Genomic DNA, 14,532 nt, shown 5'->3' with positions numbered 1-14,532 from the left:
ATATCCAGTCTGACAGTGATGAGAAAAAACTATATAAGTGCTGTTCTTTTGTTGCTCCTTCCGGCCATTGGTTTCCCCCAGGCAGGCCCAGTGGAGAGTTTCCCGCTTTCGTCGGTTACGTTGCTGGAGAGCCCTTTCCGGCAGGCCCAGCAGGTGGACATGCAGTATATCCTCGCCCTGGACCCGGACCGGCTGCTGGCGCCCTACCTGCGCGAGGCGGGCCTGCCGCCCAAGTCAGAGAGCTACGGCAACTGGGAAAACACCGGCCTGGACGGCCATATCGGCGGCCACTATCTCACGGCGCTGGCGTTGATGTACGCCTCCACCGGCAACGGGGAGCTGCAGCGGCGGCTTACCTATATGGTGGACCAACTGGAGGCCTGCCAGCGGAAAAACGGCAACGGCTATATAGGCGGGGTGCCGGGTGGCGAGGCCATGTGGCAGGAAATAGCCAAGGGAAACATCGACGCCGAAAGCTTCTCGCTGAACGACAAGTGGGTGCCCTGGTACAACCTGCACAAGACCTACGCCGGTCTGCGCGATGCCTACCTTATCGCCGGGAATGAAAAAGCGAAGGACATGCTGGTGAAACTCTCTGATTGGTGCCTGCAACTGACCGCCAACCTGTCTGATACCCAACTACAGGACATGCTGCGCAGTGAGCACGGCGGTATGAATGAGGTGTTTGCCGACGTGGCCGCCATCACCGGCGATAAGAAGTACCTCGAGCTGGCCCGCCGGTTCTCGCACCGCGCCATCCTGGAGCCGCTGCTCGCGGGGCAGGACGCGCTGAATGGCCTACACGCAAACACGCAGATTCCGAAGGTGATTGGCTACAAGCGTGTGGCCGAGGTGAGTGGCGACAAAGCCTGGGCTGATGCTGCCGCTCTTTTCTGGGACAATGTGGTGAATGAAAGAACCGTCTCCATTGGCGGCAACAGCGTGCGGGAGCATTTTCACCCGGCCAACGACTTCTCCTCGATGGTGGAGTCGAAGGAGGGGCCAGAGACCTGCAACACGTATAACATGCTGAAGCTCTCGAAGCAGCTTTACCTCACGAGCGGCAGCGCCGGTTACATCGACTACTACGAGCGGGGCCTCTACAACCATATCCTCTCTTCGCAGCACCCCACGCGGGGAGGCTTCGTGTACTTCACGCCGATGCGACCGCGCCACTACCGGGTGTATTCGCAGCCGCAGGAGGGGTTCTGGTGCTGCGTGGGCTCGGGGCTGGAAAACCACGGCAAGTACGGGGAACTTATATATGCCCACACCGGCGAAGACCTGATCGTGAACCTGTTCATTCCCTCCACCCTCGACTGGAAAGAACGAGGTATTAAAGTAACGCAGCGCACCAGGTTCCCTTTTGAGGAAGCATCTGATATAAAGCTGAGCCTGAAGAAACCCCAGCGGTTCGCCCTGCACATCCGCCGCCCGGAATGGGTGAAAAAGGAAGGGTTGAAGGTGCTGGTGAACAACAAGGAAGTTAAAGTGATAGCCGCTTCAGACGACTATATCACCATAGACCGGAAGTGGAAGCCGGGCGATGTGGTGTCCGTTTCGCTGCCGATGGAGACGAAGGCGGAGTACCTGCCGGACGGCTCATCGTGGGTGTCGTTCGTGCGCGGGCCCATCGTGCTGGCCGCCGTTACGGACACTACCAATCTGCAGGGGCTGCAGGCGGACGGTAGCCGCATGGGCCACATTGCCAGCGGCCCGCTATACCCAATAGAGGAAGCCCCTGTGCTGGTGTCTGCCGACAGCAACCTGGTGGCCGGGTTGCAGCCCGTGGCGGGCAAACCGATGACCTTTACTGCCTCCGACCTTATCGCTTCGGATGTTTACGATGATGTGGAACTGGTGCCTTTCTTCAAGATACACGACGCGCGCTATATGCTGTACTGGCCGGTGGCAAGCCCAGGTGAGCTGGAGGACCGTAAAAAAGCGCTTGCGAAAGAGGAGGAGGCAAAACGAGCCCTGGAGGCCAACACCATCGACCAGGTGGCGCCGGGCGAGCAGCAACCCGAGTCGGACCATAATTACAAGGGAGAAAAAACAGAGTCGGGCGTACACCGCGACCGCCACTGGCGCCACGCCAGCGGCTGGTTCAGTTACGACCTGCGGGATGTGAAAAAAGAGGCGCGCAAACTCCGCATCACCTACTACGGCCTCGACAAAGACCGCCGCTTCGACATATATGTGAACGGCAGGTTGCTTGAGACAGTGAAGCTGGACGGTTCAGAGGGGGATGCCTTCTTCGATGTGGATTACAATCTTCCGGAGGAGCTGGTGAAAGGGGTTAGCGACAAGCCGCTCCAGGTGAAGTTTGTGGCGCATGAAGGCTCCATGGCAGGCAGCATATATGGCGTCCGGCTCTTAAAGTAGTCCGGCGGGCTATATGGGCAATCCGGCTCATGACATGTTGGGCCGGGTGAGCTATATGTAGCCACAAGACCAAAACAAAGCAGCCGCCCCGGTTTCGGGGCGGCTGCTTTGTTTTTCTTAGGATGAAAAAGGCACTCATGACTTTCAGCCAAAAAGAAGATGTTGAAGTACAGCCTTAAGTTTATCTGCACCATAGCAGCAATGTGGAAACTTCCTGTTGCATGGCTAACAAGGCGGGCCAGGTAAAGGCCTGCTGAAGTTACGCACCAAGCTGTGCCAGCACTGCGACAAATGCAGGACGAAAAAGTAAGGCTGCAGGCATGGCCTCCTTATTTCGCCAGCCTCACGTTAACGGCATTCGGCCCTTTTGGCCCCATCTCCACCTCAAAGGTCACTTTGTCGTTCTCCTTGATTTTGTCTACCAACCCGTTCACGTGCGCGAAGACGCTTTCCTGCGTCACGTGGTCTTTGATAAAGCCATAGCCTTTCGACTCGTTGAAGAAAGCCACGGTGCCGTTTCTGATAGGGTCTTCCGGTTCCAGTGTCTCCTGCTTCGGAACCCCAATCTGGATGTCCTCCTGGTTTATCACCTTCTTCTTCTTCGTTGGGTCCGGAGGGGTAGAGGTGATATTTCCGTTTTCATCCACATAGGCGAGCATTTCGTCTACGCTCTTTCCTTTGTCAGAATTGGCCTTGCGCTCTTCTTTCTTCTGTTCTTTGTCCTTTCTTTTCTGCAGTCTTTTCTTTTCGTTTTCTTTTTTACCAAAAGTTGCCTGTGATCTACCCATATTCAGCTTTAGCTCTGTTCGTTATATTGTTTAGTTATGATTATATACGTACACCTTTGTTTCTCGGTCCTATAAATGACCTCGTCTTGGTGCAATTTTAATATGATGAAGTACCAGGCAGGGCTAACCTGCGCTTTCCGAAGAAGCAGCCTGCCTCCCAGATTATTGGCAACAAGTTAGAGGCAATATAAAAGGTCCCGAGTGCTGGTACTTGTGTTCTTTTACTTGTCCTGGCGCTGGCTTAGTAGCGGAACAGGAAGTTGGTGCCGTTGCGAATCCACTTCTCAAAAAAGGAATTGTCGTTATACTCGCCAGAGAGCAGCTCAAAGTCTTTGCTGTTCCTGTTGGGGCGGGAGCCCATAAAGCTCTGCAGCGAGTCCTGGTTGTTTGGTGTCCACTCTTGTCCTTTTTGCAGCGCTACACAGAGGTACTCCCGTGTTGTTGTGTCTACTAAATACTTTCTGTTCATCTTTTTGATTTTTAAATTGTTACACTTAAAACTCGGTAGGTATGCTCAGGGAGATGGGATTATGCTCTCCCGGAAAAAACTAAAAAAGCCTTACAGAACGTAAGGCTTTTTGATAATAGTCTATGCCGAAACTAAGCGCGCATTACGTTCACCGCGTTCAGTCCTTTTTTTCCTTCCTGGAGATCAAAGGTTACCTTGTCGTTTTCCTGGATTTCGTGTACCAGGCCAGATGCGTGTACAAAGTACTCCTGATCTGAATCTGTTTCTTTAATAAAGCCGAACCCTTTCAGGTCGTTGAAAAATTTTACTGTTCCGTTATTCATATTGTATTTTTATTATATACCTACTACATTTAAAAAGCGATATACGTTCATTATTTTTACAATGTACGAAAATAAGTTTACAATACCATATAAAATGACTATTAACGCGGACGGCGCTACGCAACCAGATGCCATCCTCATGGGGGCCGCCTGTAGTGAATCAGGCCTTGTGGGCACCCTGGCGGCGCAGCAACGGGCACAAGCCTTCCATAAAACAGCGGGACAGAATGAAGCTGTGAAAGCCTTTTTTCGCTTGCCGGAATCCTTGCTTTTCTGTGGGCGGGCTTAAAAAAGCAGCGGGCCAGAGAAAGCTTTCTAAGCTTTGACTGGCCCGCTGCATGCTGAACCGGGCTTATACAAAAAACCCGCTCTGTTTGCTTCAGAGATATCAAGTATTACTCATTCACATCAATCTGGTCGGTTTCCGTTTCTACGGTTGTATCAACATCCATTACAGTTTCCTCGACCTCGACCTCCGACACAGTAGTGTCACGGTCTATTACGGTACCGTCATCTTCTGTGGTGGCTGCGTTTTCGCCGCCGCAGGAGTAAAGGCTAAGCGAACTCAGAACAACAGCACCTGCAAATAATAGCTTTTTCATGTTTTACGTGTTTAGGTTATACAGTTCTATACCGTTTGGATGGTTCCTCCGGGTAATAATTTTTATATATATGCTCTACGTGTTACTCCTCCGAAAAGGTTTGCGCGGCCATCCCGGGGCGCTCTTTATTATATGCCCGGAGGCATCCGCAGGATTTATATGTAAAAGCGACCTTATATCCCAGCCGGAAACTTCACGATAATACCGTTGCCTTTTTTGCTGCCTTCGCTGGAGATATACAGCTCGCCGCCCGCTCCGAAGGTGAGCCCCTCCGGCTGGCGCAGCCGGTCTTTGTCTAAGGCAGATGTTTTGAGCACATGCCCCTGCGGGTTTATCGTCAGCAGGCGGTGGTTCTCCGCGTCCAGCAGGTATATCTCCCCTGTAGCCGGGCTGATTTCGAGCGAGGAGGGCTGCAGCACATCATAATCCGATTTCTTTTTCTTGCCTGGCTTTCCGATTTTATCCTGCGCGAGCGGTATGGTGATAACCGGGCTGGGGTTCATCTTTTTGTCAGCCAGCGTAAAAGCATAGATGCCTTTGCTGTCGCCAAGTTTCTCGTCATATCCCTTGCCGGCCAGCAGCAGGCGGTCGTTCTGCTTGTCGTAGGCCAGGCCTTCGGTGTCCAGCGTGGAGGCCAGTTCCGACTCGTACAGGGTCACTTCTGGCTTGCCTTCCTGGAAGTCGCGCACCTCATATATAGCGCCGTCGCTGCGCAGCACGAAGGCGGTGTTGCCAACCAGCGAGATGCCTTCGTAGTCGCCGGGCCCGGCGAACTTTATTTCCGCTGTCACCGCTTCCTGTTTCAGGTCATACAGGTATATGATGCCGTCTTCGTCCTGCACACTGGCAATCACGCCGTCCCGGAGCCAGGCGATGCCGGAGACCTCCCGCAATTCAGCCGGTAGTTTCCAGGTGACTTCCGGCGCCGGAAGCGGATCTGCAGTGGCCGGAGCAGCGCCCGGGAGGCTGGCAAGCGAGGCCTCCACTTTTACAGGGGTCTGCGGCTCGGCGTCTGTCTGCTGCCTCAGCAGCTGGCCTGCTTCATCAAAAAGCAGCAGCGTCTCCTCGTCTCCGCGCTCCAGCTCCACTTCATAATGTATTTTCCTGTTCTGATGCACGCGCTGCGCTTCGTCGAGCTTAAAATCAGCGTATTGCTGCAGGGCCTCCAGCGCCGGGCCAGGCAGATAGCGCTCCTCTATTGTTTCTGTGTACCTGATCAGCTTACCGGCTTCGCTGAACAGCGCGGAGCGCTCGCGATCGCCCATCTCAAACTCCGCCTCGTAGTGCTCCTGCTCTTTGTCCCACTCCACTTGCGCCGCCGCCGGGTACATCTCCGCGAAGCGCGATTTCACTGCCTCCGGCAGGTTCATTTCGGTCCACATGCTCTCACAGCCGCTCATCCCCAGCGTAGCCGCGATGATCAGATTATATGTTATCAGCTTCTTCATTGTCGTGTTTATTAAAATACAGTACAAGTTTAAACTCGCAATTTGAAGAGAATCTGAAGCGGCTGGTTTACACTTGCGTTTGAGGGAAGGCAATGCAGAGGCGGTGGGTGCCGTCGGTGTAGCGGTAGGAGGGGGCCAGGCCGTAGAGGTCGCAGATCTTTTTGACGAGCGCCAGCCCGATGCCCAGCGAGCCGGAGGCGTTGTCGCCGCTCATGAAGCGCCCGAACAGCTTGTCTGCCGGGCCCTGCAGCGCCTCGCCGGTGTTGCTCACGCAGAGCTTTTCCTGCTGCAGCAGCACCTGTATATGGCCGCCTTCGTGGTTGTGGCGGATGGCGTTTACCAGCAGGTTGGAGACCAGCACCTCAGCCAGGCCCCGGTTCATGCTTATATATACCGGCTCCAGCTCCGGTGGCAGCAGCGCAAGCCCCCGCATGTCGACCATCTCCTGCAACTGCTCCAACTGCTCCTGCACCAGTTCATGCAAAGGCACCTGCTCCTGTTCCCTGAACTCCCGGTTCTCGATGCGGGTGAGCAGGATGAGCGACTTGTTCAGGCGCGACAGCCGGCTGGTGGAGGCGTACATGTCCTCGAGCATCTTGGCCTGCTGCTGCGTCAGGTCCTCCGACTGCATGAAGAGCTCCAGCTTGCTGTTCATGATGGCCAGCGGGGTCTGTATCTCGTGCGAGGCGTTCTCAGTGAACTCCTTCAGGTTAAAGTAGTCGCTGTGGATCTTGTCCGTCATGCCCCGCAGCACCTCGTTCAGCTCCTGAAACTCGGTGGTGCTGCTGCGCACCAGCTGCAGGGGGCTGTACTGCGAGAGGCTGTAGCGCTTCACGGTGTTGAGCGTCTCGTAAAAGGGGCGCCATATATACTGGTTGATGACATAGTTGACGAGCCCGAGGCCCACCAGCAGCAACAGCAAAATCCAGCCCATGGCCAGCATCGTGCTCTCAAACAAATCCTGAAAATCGATGAGGGATTTGAGGATGGTGTACTCATAGGGCTGGCCGTCCTGGTAAGCGGTGAAGGTCAGGCGGCGGAAGGGCACGTACTCCTGGTCGTAGGTGCTGAAGATGAGCGTGTCGCCGAGGTCCTCGATGGTGGGGTTCACCGTGTCGGCCTCCCGCACAATAATGGCCTCTGATATACCGGAAGTCACGTTTGGCAGGCGGTTGTGCTCCCGGATGTACTCGAAGATGTTCTCCTTGTCGGTATATAACTGGTCGTCCACCTCGTCGTATATCTCGCTCTGCATGATTTTGTAAAAGCTGAGGCCACCCACCAGAAAGACGAAGAGCGACACCAGCAGGTAGTAGAGGCTTGTTTTGGTGAGCAGGCGCATCAGAAGCTGAACTTGTAGCCCAGGCCGTAGACCGTTTGGATATAATCCTGGCCGCCGGCGTCCATTATCTTGCGGCGCAGGTTCTTGATGTGGGTGTACACGAAATCGAGGGAGTCGAGCGCCTCGGCGTGGTCGCCCCACAGGTGCTCCGCAATGGAGTCTTTGGTGAGCACGCGCCTTTTGTTGGAGATAAAGTACAGCAGCAGGTCATATTCCTTCTTCGTCAGGTTCAGTTTTCTGTCATCCACGGTGGCCTCCGCCGCGTCCGGGTACACTTTTATGGCGCCCGCCTGCACCACCTTCTGCCCGTTGAAATTCCTTCTCCGGATAACGGATTTCAGGCGCGCGTTCAGCTCCGAGAGGTGAAAGGGCTTGGTCAGGTAATCGTCTGCGCCCAGCTCCAGTCCGGTTATCTTGTCGTCCAGCGCGTTTTTGGCCGAGATGATGATGATGCCGGTGTCGGGGCTGTTCTCCTTCAGCTGCCGCACAATCTCCAGGCCGCTGCCGCCGGGCAGGGTGATGTCTACCAGCACGCAGGCGTAGCTGAAGTCGGCCGCTTTCAGGTGCGCCTCTTTAAAGCTCTCCGCCGACTCGCATATATAGCCTTCCTGCCGCAGGTAAGCCACAATCGATTCTTTCAGCGCCTGCTCATCCTCAATTACCAGTACTTTCATATATCCAGATACGAAGCCGCAAGATATATGGCAAATCTGAAGTAATTCTGATGTGTGAGGAGAGGGGGCTTATGCTTTTGCCTATATAAATTAAGGCTTAAGTAAACTCTTGCCTTATTCTGCTTATACTTCCTGTTGCTGTTTATCCCACAGGACCAACTTCCTCTAAGTTCCATAGCTGGATATGTGCTCTCAGGCCGAGAGGCCTCGTTTTCCCTTGAAGCGCTGCTGGGGGTAGGGGCCCTCTATTTCGTTTCCTGCCAGGGGTTGGGGCCCCTTGTCAAGACGGCTGCCGCTCCCGCGGCGCCGGTAACTCTCGAGACGCTTCAAGGGAAAACTGGAAGAGTTCTCACTCCGTGCCATTAAACATATATAAAACCGGATATAAAATCAGACCTTTACTTTTTTCCACTTTCCCTTTCGGAACAGCCACCAGCTGACAAGCGCGTGCAGGGAGTGACAGATGGCAATGGCGATGAAAATGCCCGTGGCGGCAAAGCCGAGCGAGACAGCCAGCAGGTAGGCAAGCGGAATCTCGATGAGCCACAGCACCACCACGTTGATGATGGCGGGTGTGCGGGTGTCCCCGGCGCCGTTGAAGGCCTGCACCATCACCATGCCCAGCCCGAAGAAGATATAGCCCAGCGTGATGATGCCGAGCGCTTCGGAGGCGATGCGGATAACTTCTGGCTCTGAGGTGAAAATGGCGGAGAGGTGCTCTCCGAAAAGCAGGAAACTGAGCGTGACGGCGGCCATGAAAATAACATTGTAGCGCGCCGTCAGCCACACGGCCAGCTCTGCCCGCCTGGCCTTTTGCGCCCCCAGGTTTTGCCCTACCAGGGTGGCTGCCGCCGAAGACAATCCCCAGGCTGGCAGCAGCGTGAACACAATGATGCGGAATGCGATGGTGTATCCCGCGAGGGCGTTGCTCCCAAACTCAGCGATGATCCGCGTCAGGAAAATCCAGCTGGCTGAGTCGATCAGGTACTGCCCCATGCCCCCTGAAGACACTTTCAGAATCCGCGCGATAACGGCGAAGCTTACCACCATGTTCTCGCGCGAAATCTTTAGCAGGTGTTTGCCATTGAACAGGTGGTAGAGTTGGTACACCACCCCCAGGCTGCGCCCGGCCGTAGTGGCCCAGGCGGCGCCCTCCAGCCCCAAAGCGGGTATAAAACCTATACCGAAAATCAGGACAGGGTCGAGGATGATGTTTGCCCCATTGGCTATCCAAAGGGCGCGCATGGCCAGGTGCGGCTGCCCGGCACCCCGAAAGGCACCGTTGATGAGAAAAAGCATGATAATGGCAACGCTCCCCACAAAAATTACCCTGGCGTAGCCGATGCCACCGGCAACCACGTCAGGGGCGGCGCCCATCAGGGCCAGTATCTCACCCGCAAAGTATGTGGCAACGCCGCCGGTCAGCAGGGCCAGCACCAGGCCCGTCACCATCAGTTGATAAGTGATGCTTCCCGCTTTCTGATAGTTTTTCTCGCCGAACCTGCGCGACACAAGGGCGGTGCCTGCGATGCTGATGCCCATGCCCACGGCATATATAATCATCAGCACCGACTCGGTGAGCCCGACCGTTGCGATGGCGCTCGGGCCAAGCCTCCCGACAAAAAAGATATCGACCACGGCGAACAAAGACTCCATCAACATCTCCAGAATCATGGGAATGGCCAGCAGCACAATGCTCTTCCGGATACTGAGGGTGGTGTAATCCTCTTCCCTGCCTTTAACGGCAAGCGATATGAGGCGGAGGAAGTCTTTGATGCGAATCATATATGCGCAAGCTGTATGTAATCTTTTAACAAAGCCTGTTGCCAGTCTGGGTAATAAGGGATTCGGCGCCGCGATCTGTCCAATCGTTACCGACATCATCAGAATCAGGATTTGCAGGATTTATGGATGGACAGGTTAAACTTTTATAGCACATCAGCTACCTCCGCTTCCTGCACGACCGCTGTAGCACCTGTCGGCTTCTTCTTTACTCTCCGCATTTACGGGTAATGAGAAATTGTTGCCAACAGGCTGCTGCTGCCCCACCGAGTCCAGTGCGTCCGCTGCCATCATTATCAACTGGAGACATGAACCGAGGCGGACCCATCACTGCGCCAGCCGGTCAGCCTCGGTTCATACCTTGAATACAAGTTCCCGTGGCGCATCGTTTACATGGGTGATGACGAGCTCCTGCGCTGCGCTTCCGGTCTTATTTTCCGTAGCGGCTGATGTTGCAAACTTAGGGTATTCATACGAAACAGAGCGGGTTTATCCCGGCAATATATAGGGCTGGTTGCGACAAAAACGTATCTTGTATTCTCAAAATAAAATTCCTGCGAAGCCAGCGGGTTGGAGGTGTGGGAGGGGGGCCAGGTATATATAGGGAGTATGGTGGAGTCTTTTACAGGAATTGAATGCGGTAACATAAACATCAAGGCATATGAAACATATCTCGATTCTGGTACCCAAAGGCGCTATTTTAGGGAGCGTGGAGGGGCCGCGCCAGGTTTTTACGGAGGTAAACAAGTTTATGGGCAGCATCGGCAGGCCGGCTATGTTCCAGGTGCAGCTGGTGGGCCTGACGGAAGAGGTGGCGGTGTGCGGCGGGAGGTATACGGTTTACACCGAGGCGCAAACCAAAGACATTCAGAAAACAGACCTGGTTGTCATCCCCGCCCTGGATGGGGATATGGCGCGGGTGCTGGCGGATAACAAAGCCTTTGTTCCCTGGATTTTAAGGCAGCATGAGGCTGGGGCGGAGGTAGCCAGCCTGTGCGTGGGCGCGTTTTTGCTGGCTTCCACCGGGCTGATAAACGGAAAGAAGTGCGCCACGCACTGGATGGCCGCCAACGACTTCCGGCGCATGTTTCCGGAAGTAAACCTGATGGAGGACAAAATCATCACGGACGAGCAGGGAATCTACTCCAGTGGCGGCGCCTTCTCTTACCTCAACCTGATTCTATACCTCATCGAGAAATACGCCGGGCGCGATGTGGCCGTGTTCATGTCGAAGGCATTCCAGATTGAGATGGAGCGCCGCAGCCAGTCGCCGTTCGTAATATTCACAGGGCAGAAGTCGCACGGGGATGAGGCGATAAAAAAGGCACAGGAGTTCATCGAGCGCAATTTTCAGGATAAAATCACCGTCGATGAGCTGGCAGACATGCTCGCCCTGGGACGAAGGAACCTGGAGCGTCGGTTCAAGAAGGCAACCTCCAACACGGTGGCGGAATACATACAGCGGGTGAAAATCGAGGCGGCCAAGCAGCGCCTGGAATCATCCTCCGATAACGTGAACGAGGTGATGTACAACATCGGCTACACCGACACCAAGGCTTTCCGGACGACCTTTAAACGCATCACGGGTTTGTCTCCGCTGCAGTACCGCAACAAGTATAACCGCACGGTCAGCCTGGTCGCCTGATGAATTTTAGGTAAGGCTCTCGAGGCGCCGGGTGATTTCCTCCACCAGGTCATCACACCACCGTTGCGCGGATTCTGCTGTTTCGGTCTCCGCCCATTTCTCAAAATAGCGCTTCTCAACCCATATAGTATTCTTGTCAGGACCTACTTCGTAGGTGCTGTGGCCTAATATAAAAAGGAGGTCTTTGGTGATGTTAAAAGGAGGGGCGGCAGCGCTTTGGAACCCCTCGAGCCGCAGCTTCAGGCCCATGAGCTGCACGTTCCCGTTCTCGATGCCGATGGGCGTGTCCTCATCCGCATCCGGAGACTTCGTCCAGACATCCACCACGCGCTCCAGCCCGAAGTCGTGGAAGAGGGGCGTGATTTCGGTGAGGTTGCCGTGGATGCGGGTTGCCAGCATCGGCAGTATGTTGTCGTACAGGTGTTGGATGGCGTCCTTGTCCCGGGTGTGCTGTTCGTCTTTCATGCCGTTTTATTTATTCAGCCCGCAATTTAGCTATTCCTGCGGTGGGATGGCACGCTGTCCCGGTTGCCCTTTAATCTGACAGCTCCCACAGTTTTTAAGTAACATTCCGGCAACTGCTGCCTGATATGAAATTTTATTTTTGCAGCATTGGTTAGCTGATTGGCGATGTGCCTCACGATATATGGAAATGACAAAAGCAGAGTTTGACGACAAATTCACAGGCACCCTCGATGCCCTGGTAGAAGCCATGGCCGAGAACCCGGAGATAGACCCGGAGAAGTTTTACAGCATGACCAGTATTCTTGAAAACCTGCGCTTCTTCAGCCCGGTGCTGTACGGGGCGATTCGGAAGAAAAAGAAGTAATGAAGGTTGTGGCGGGTATATATGAAGGCACCGAGGCACAAATTCATATATCTGTATATATCTGCTACAGAAAAGCCACTTCTATATATGAGTTAGCGGTAATAATATGACGACACAACCGAAACTTAACATAACGACAGAAAGAGCGACTGACTTGCTAAAAGACGGACGACCTCTGACTGATTTTTATGTTGACGGTGAACTAAAAATTGAAACGTCAGACACTTGGGACAAAGAAGTTGTTTTTGAGAACTGTATTATTGAATACTTTTCAGGTAGTGTAACGCAGTTTGACCAACCTGTAAGACTTATAAACTGTCATTTCAAAAAATGCCAATTCGTTTTCACTTACTTTTCAGGCGGACTGACAGTTGACAATTGCACTTTTGACAATAACTTGGACTTTCAAGCAGGCGGACATAACAAGACAGGAAATCCTGTAATCATAACCAACAACGACTTCAAAGACTTTGTAAACTTCTTTGACTGTTGGTATGAAAACGAAGTAACAATCAGCAATAATAAATTTCACAAAGGGACAAATTTATTGGGTAAGCCATATAATATTCCCGTGACCTTTGACAAAGAACCAATTATCAAAGATAACATTGGAAAACTTGACTTAGACCATGAAGGAAAAATTAGTGAATAGCGGGTAAGCAAAGCTGCGGCTGCGCCTTGCTCACCTAATATATACATCCGATATGTTAAAGCTATGCAAAGCCACTTTTATATATAGAAGTGGCTTTTTCATTTCTGCCCTGCTTTACCAAGCCTTCTCGTTTTTCAGGTCCTTCTCTTTTTTCAGGCTGAAGACGCGGGAGATGTTGAAGCCGAAGTAGATGTCGCCATCAGACCAGACGCCCGTGTTCTGCGGAATGAAGAATTTCTCGACCATGCCCTGCGCGTTGGTGAAGATGAGCTGGAAAACATGGCCTCCGGTTTCGATGTCGAAGCCGAGGGAAAGGGAATTTATATAGTCGTCGGCCGTTTCTCCGGGCAGCACATAATAATACTCCGCATTGAAAGAAACGCGTTTGGTGAGCTTGAACCGCCCCCCGGCCCCAACCGCGAACACTTCGTTTTCGTCCTGACGGGTAGCGACTCTGTTCCGGTGTACCCAGGAGGGTGCCAGCTGCAGCGACAGGCGCTCATTGAATTTCCGGGCCACCAGCAGCTGGCTGGTGTAGGCAAGCCGCGAGGAGAAAGGGACATCCCGCTCCGGGTTCTCGTTGCGGAGGGTGTTGATGGCCGCGCTGGAGAACAACGTGAGGGTAACAGGCACTGCTCCCTGGCGCTGCTGTAGCAGCTTGTACTTCAGAAATCCGTCGTATGTTTTTTCAAGCGAGCTGCGCCCGATACCCGCCGTCAGCCTGTCGGTGATGCCATATTCCAACGCCAGCCGGATGGTGGCCTGGTCGAGGCCGAAGAGGTTGTAGGCGCCGCTGTTGAGGGTGCCGAAGCGGTGCGATATAAGGAACAGCAACTCCTGTTGCCCGTTCGTCTCCACGCTGTGTCCGTTCACGAGCCGGGTTGCTTTGAATGCGCCCGTTACCTTACCGGTGTCCGAGCTGTCAGCGGCCTCGGCTAGCGACAGCAGGTCGTCCTGCGCCTGCAGTGCGGGGGGCAGCAACACCATATATAAACTGAAGAGCAGGTACTTTAGATGCTTTGTCATGGGTTGTCTCCGGGATAAGGTTGATACAGCAGGTCCACATATACAGTCACCTTCTTGGCAATGTGCTCGCGCACCAGCAGGGGTATGGTGATGTCGAAATCGGCTGGTGCCACCACAAACTCCGACTTGCCCAGCACCTTTCCGTTTTTGACTTCCAGCGTGCCGGGGGCGCTCACTTTTTTCTCCACGCCGTGTATCGTCAACTCGCCCTCCACCTGCACCTTATATAGCGCGTCTTTTGTCAGGTCCACTTGCTGCGGGTTGTTGAATTTACCGCTGAAGGTGGCTTTCGGGTATTTGTCTGACTCCACGAAATTCTCGTTGAAGTGCTGCTGCATCAGTGATTTACGGAATGAAAACTCTCTCATGGGAACCGAGAAAGCCATCTCGCCGGTGGCAAAGTCTATGAAAGAAACCACCTTTTTGTTATGGGCCTCAATGTCCTCCATCGGGGCACTGGAGAAGAACCAGATATAGCCAGTCTTGGTGAAGTAGCGGTTTTGCGCCGCCACTTCACCAGGCAGCAGCGCCAGGTACAGCAGGGCCAGAAGCAGGTAGGGTTTCATA

Annotated in this window: 15 protein-coding genes; 4 read left to right on the top strand and 11 right to left on the bottom strand. The window is 53.8% G+C overall.

The annotated features are described in order from the left end of the window. Positions 1-18: 18 nt before the first annotated feature. On the top strand, positions 19-2,385 hold the full coding sequence (locus GSQ62_RS03025; protein ID WP_161888137.1) for a glycoside hydrolase family 127 protein: 2,367 nt from the start codon (positions 19-21) through the stop codon (positions 2,383-2,385). Positions 2,386-2,714: 329 nt separating this feature from the next. Here GSQ62_RS03025 and GSQ62_RS03020 read toward each other — a convergent pair whose 3' ends face one another. The 8 genes from GSQ62_RS03020 to GSQ62_RS02985 all read right to left on the bottom strand — a co-directional run bounded on the left by GSQ62_RS03020 (position 2,715) and on the right by GSQ62_RS02985 (position 9,816). After that, positions 2,715-3,173 (bottom strand): cold-shock protein, encoded by a 459-nt coding sequence (locus GSQ62_RS03020; protein ID WP_161888136.1) that lies wholly within the window; start codon positions 3,171-3,173, stop codon positions 2,715-2,717. A 241-nt stretch (positions 3,174-3,414) separates the two neighbouring features. After that, complete coding sequence (locus tag GSQ62_RS03015; protein WP_161888135.1) at positions 3,415-3,642, bottom strand: hypothetical protein; 228 nt, start codon at positions 3,640-3,642, stop codon at positions 3,415-3,417. A 131-nt stretch (positions 3,643-3,773) separates the two neighbouring features. Next, the gene (locus GSQ62_RS03010) at positions 3,774-3,965 is read right to left on the bottom strand and encodes a cold-shock protein (protein ID WP_161888134.1); all 192 of its coding nucleotides are present in this window, start codon (positions 3,963-3,965) and stop codon (positions 3,774-3,776) included. Positions 3,966-4,360: 395 nt separating this feature from the next. After that, complete coding sequence (locus GSQ62_RS03005) at positions 4,361-4,567, bottom strand: hypothetical protein (protein WP_161888133.1); 207 nt, start codon at positions 4,565-4,567, stop codon at positions 4,361-4,363. Between the two features lie 173 nt (positions 4,568-4,740). After that, a complete protein-coding gene (locus GSQ62_RS03000) occupies positions 4,741-6,015 on the bottom strand; it encodes an SdiA-regulated domain-containing protein (protein WP_161888132.1) in 1,275 nt (424 codons plus the stop codon). Between the two features lie 67 nt (positions 6,016-6,082). Next, positions 6,083-7,357 (bottom strand): sensor histidine kinase, encoded by a 1,275-nt coding sequence (locus tag GSQ62_RS02995; RefSeq protein ID WP_161888131.1) that lies wholly within the window; start codon positions 7,355-7,357, stop codon positions 6,083-6,085. After that, entirely contained in the window at positions 7,357-8,031 is a 675-nt protein-coding gene (locus GSQ62_RS02990) for a response regulator transcription factor (protein ID WP_161888130.1), read from the bottom strand. Before GSQ62_RS02990 ends, GSQ62_RS02995 begins: the two co-directional genes overlap by 1 nt. A gap of 390 nt (positions 8,032-8,421) precedes the next feature. Then, positions 8,422-9,816: an MATE family efflux transporter gene (locus tag GSQ62_RS02985; protein ID WP_161888129.1), complete on the bottom strand. Its 1,395-nt coding sequence runs from the start codon at positions 9,814-9,816 to the stop codon at positions 8,422-8,424. Positions 9,817-10,474: 658 nt separating this feature from the next. On the opposite strand from GSQ62_RS02985, the gene GSQ62_RS02980 reads away from it, so the two are divergent. Then, positions 10,475-11,458, top strand: a complete 984-nt coding sequence (locus tag GSQ62_RS02980; protein ID WP_161888128.1) for a GlxA family transcriptional regulator — start codon at positions 10,475-10,477, stop codon at positions 11,456-11,458. Between the two features lie 6 nt (positions 11,459-11,464). Here the strand turns inward: GSQ62_RS02980 and GSQ62_RS02975 are convergent, their stop codons facing one another. After that, entirely contained in the window at positions 11,465-11,923 is a 459-nt protein-coding gene (locus GSQ62_RS02975; protein WP_161888127.1) for a hypothetical protein, read from the bottom strand. A 187-nt stretch (positions 11,924-12,110) separates the two neighbouring features. Here GSQ62_RS02975 and GSQ62_RS02970 point away from each other — a divergent pair, with 187 nt between their 5' ends. Beyond that, entirely contained in the window at positions 12,111-12,287 is a 177-nt protein-coding gene (locus tag GSQ62_RS02970) for a hypothetical protein (RefSeq protein ID WP_237586939.1), read from the top strand. Positions 12,288-12,393: 106 nt separating this feature from the next. Beyond that, positions 12,394-12,939 (top strand): right-handed parallel beta-helix repeat-containing protein, encoded by a 546-nt coding sequence (locus GSQ62_RS02965; protein ID WP_161888125.1) that lies wholly within the window; start codon positions 12,394-12,396, stop codon positions 12,937-12,939. Between the two features lie 114 nt (positions 12,940-13,053). Here GSQ62_RS02965 and GSQ62_RS02960 read toward each other — a convergent pair whose 3' ends face one another. Beyond that, complete coding sequence (locus GSQ62_RS02960; RefSeq protein WP_237586934.1) at positions 13,054-13,965, bottom strand: DUF5777 family beta-barrel protein; 912 nt, start codon at positions 13,963-13,965, stop codon at positions 13,054-13,056. Then, positions 13,962-14,531 carry a YceI family protein gene (locus GSQ62_RS02955; protein WP_161888124.1) on the bottom strand — a complete coding sequence of 190 codons (570 nt, stop codon included), beginning with the start codon at positions 14,529-14,531 and terminating at the stop codon, positions 13,962-13,964. The genes GSQ62_RS02960 and GSQ62_RS02955 overlap by 4 nt, the downstream gene beginning before the upstream one ends. Position 14,532 lies beyond the last annotated feature (1 nt).

It is taken from the genome of Pontibacter russatus, from assembly GCF_009931655.1.
GTDB classification, from domain to species: Bacteria; Bacteroidota; Bacteroidia; order Cytophagales; family Hymenobacteraceae; genus Pontibacter; species Pontibacter russatus.
Note: the sequence above shows the minus strand (reverse complement) of the source record. Positions and strands in the feature narration are given on the sequence as shown.

Bases quoted from the DNA above. Each gene is read 5' to 3' on its own strand.
- GSQ62_RS03025 (WP_161888137.1), top strand. From the start codon at position 19: ATGAGAAAAAACTATATAAGTGCTGTTCTTTTGTTGCTCCTTCCGGCC.
- GSQ62_RS03020 (WP_161888136.1), bottom strand. From the start codon at position 3,173: ATGGGTAGATCACAGGCAACTTTTGGTAAAAAAGAAAACGAAAAGAAA.
- GSQ62_RS03015 (WP_161888135.1), bottom strand. From the start codon at position 3,642: ATGAACAGAAAGTATTTAGTAGACACAACAACACGGGAGTACCTCTGT.
- GSQ62_RS03010 (WP_161888134.1), bottom strand. From the start codon at position 3,965: ATGAATAACGGAACAGTAAAATTTTTCAACGACCTGAAAGGGTTCGGC.
- GSQ62_RS03005 (WP_161888133.1), bottom strand. From the start codon at position 4,567: ATGAAAAAGCTATTATTTGCAGGTGCTGTTGTTCTGAGTTCGCTTAGC.
- GSQ62_RS03000 (WP_161888132.1), bottom strand. From the start codon at position 6,015: ATGAAGAAGCTGATAACATATAATCTGATCATCGCGGCTACGCTGGGG.
- GSQ62_RS02995 (WP_161888131.1), bottom strand. From the start codon at position 7,357: ATGCGCCTGCTCACCAAAACAAGCCTCTACTACCTGCTGGTGTCGCTC.
- GSQ62_RS02990 (WP_161888130.1), bottom strand. From the start codon at position 8,031: ATGAAAGTACTGGTAATTGAGGATGAGCAGGCGCTGAAAGAATCGATT.
- GSQ62_RS02985 (WP_161888129.1), bottom strand. From the start codon at position 9,816: ATGATTCGCATCAAAGACTTCCTCCGCCTCATATCGCTTGCCGTTAAA.
- GSQ62_RS02980 (WP_161888128.1), top strand. From the start codon at position 10,475: ATGAAACATATCTCGATTCTGGTACCCAAAGGCGCTATTTTAGGGAGC.
- GSQ62_RS02975 (WP_161888127.1), bottom strand. From the start codon at position 11,923: ATGAAAGACGAACAGCACACCCGGGACAAGGACGCCATCCAACACCTG.
- GSQ62_RS02970 (WP_237586939.1), top strand. From the start codon at position 12,111: ATGACAAAAGCAGAGTTTGACGACAAATTCACAGGCACCCTCGATGCC.
- GSQ62_RS02965 (WP_161888125.1), top strand. From the start codon at position 12,394: ATGACGACACAACCGAAACTTAACATAACGACAGAAAGAGCGACTGAC.
- GSQ62_RS02960 (WP_237586934.1), bottom strand. From the start codon at position 13,965: ATGACAAAGCATCTAAAGTACCTGCTCTTCAGTTTATATATGGTGTTG.
- GSQ62_RS02955 (WP_161888124.1), bottom strand. From the start codon at position 14,531: ATGAAACCCTACCTGCTTCTGGCCCTGCTGTACCTGGCGCTGCTGCCT.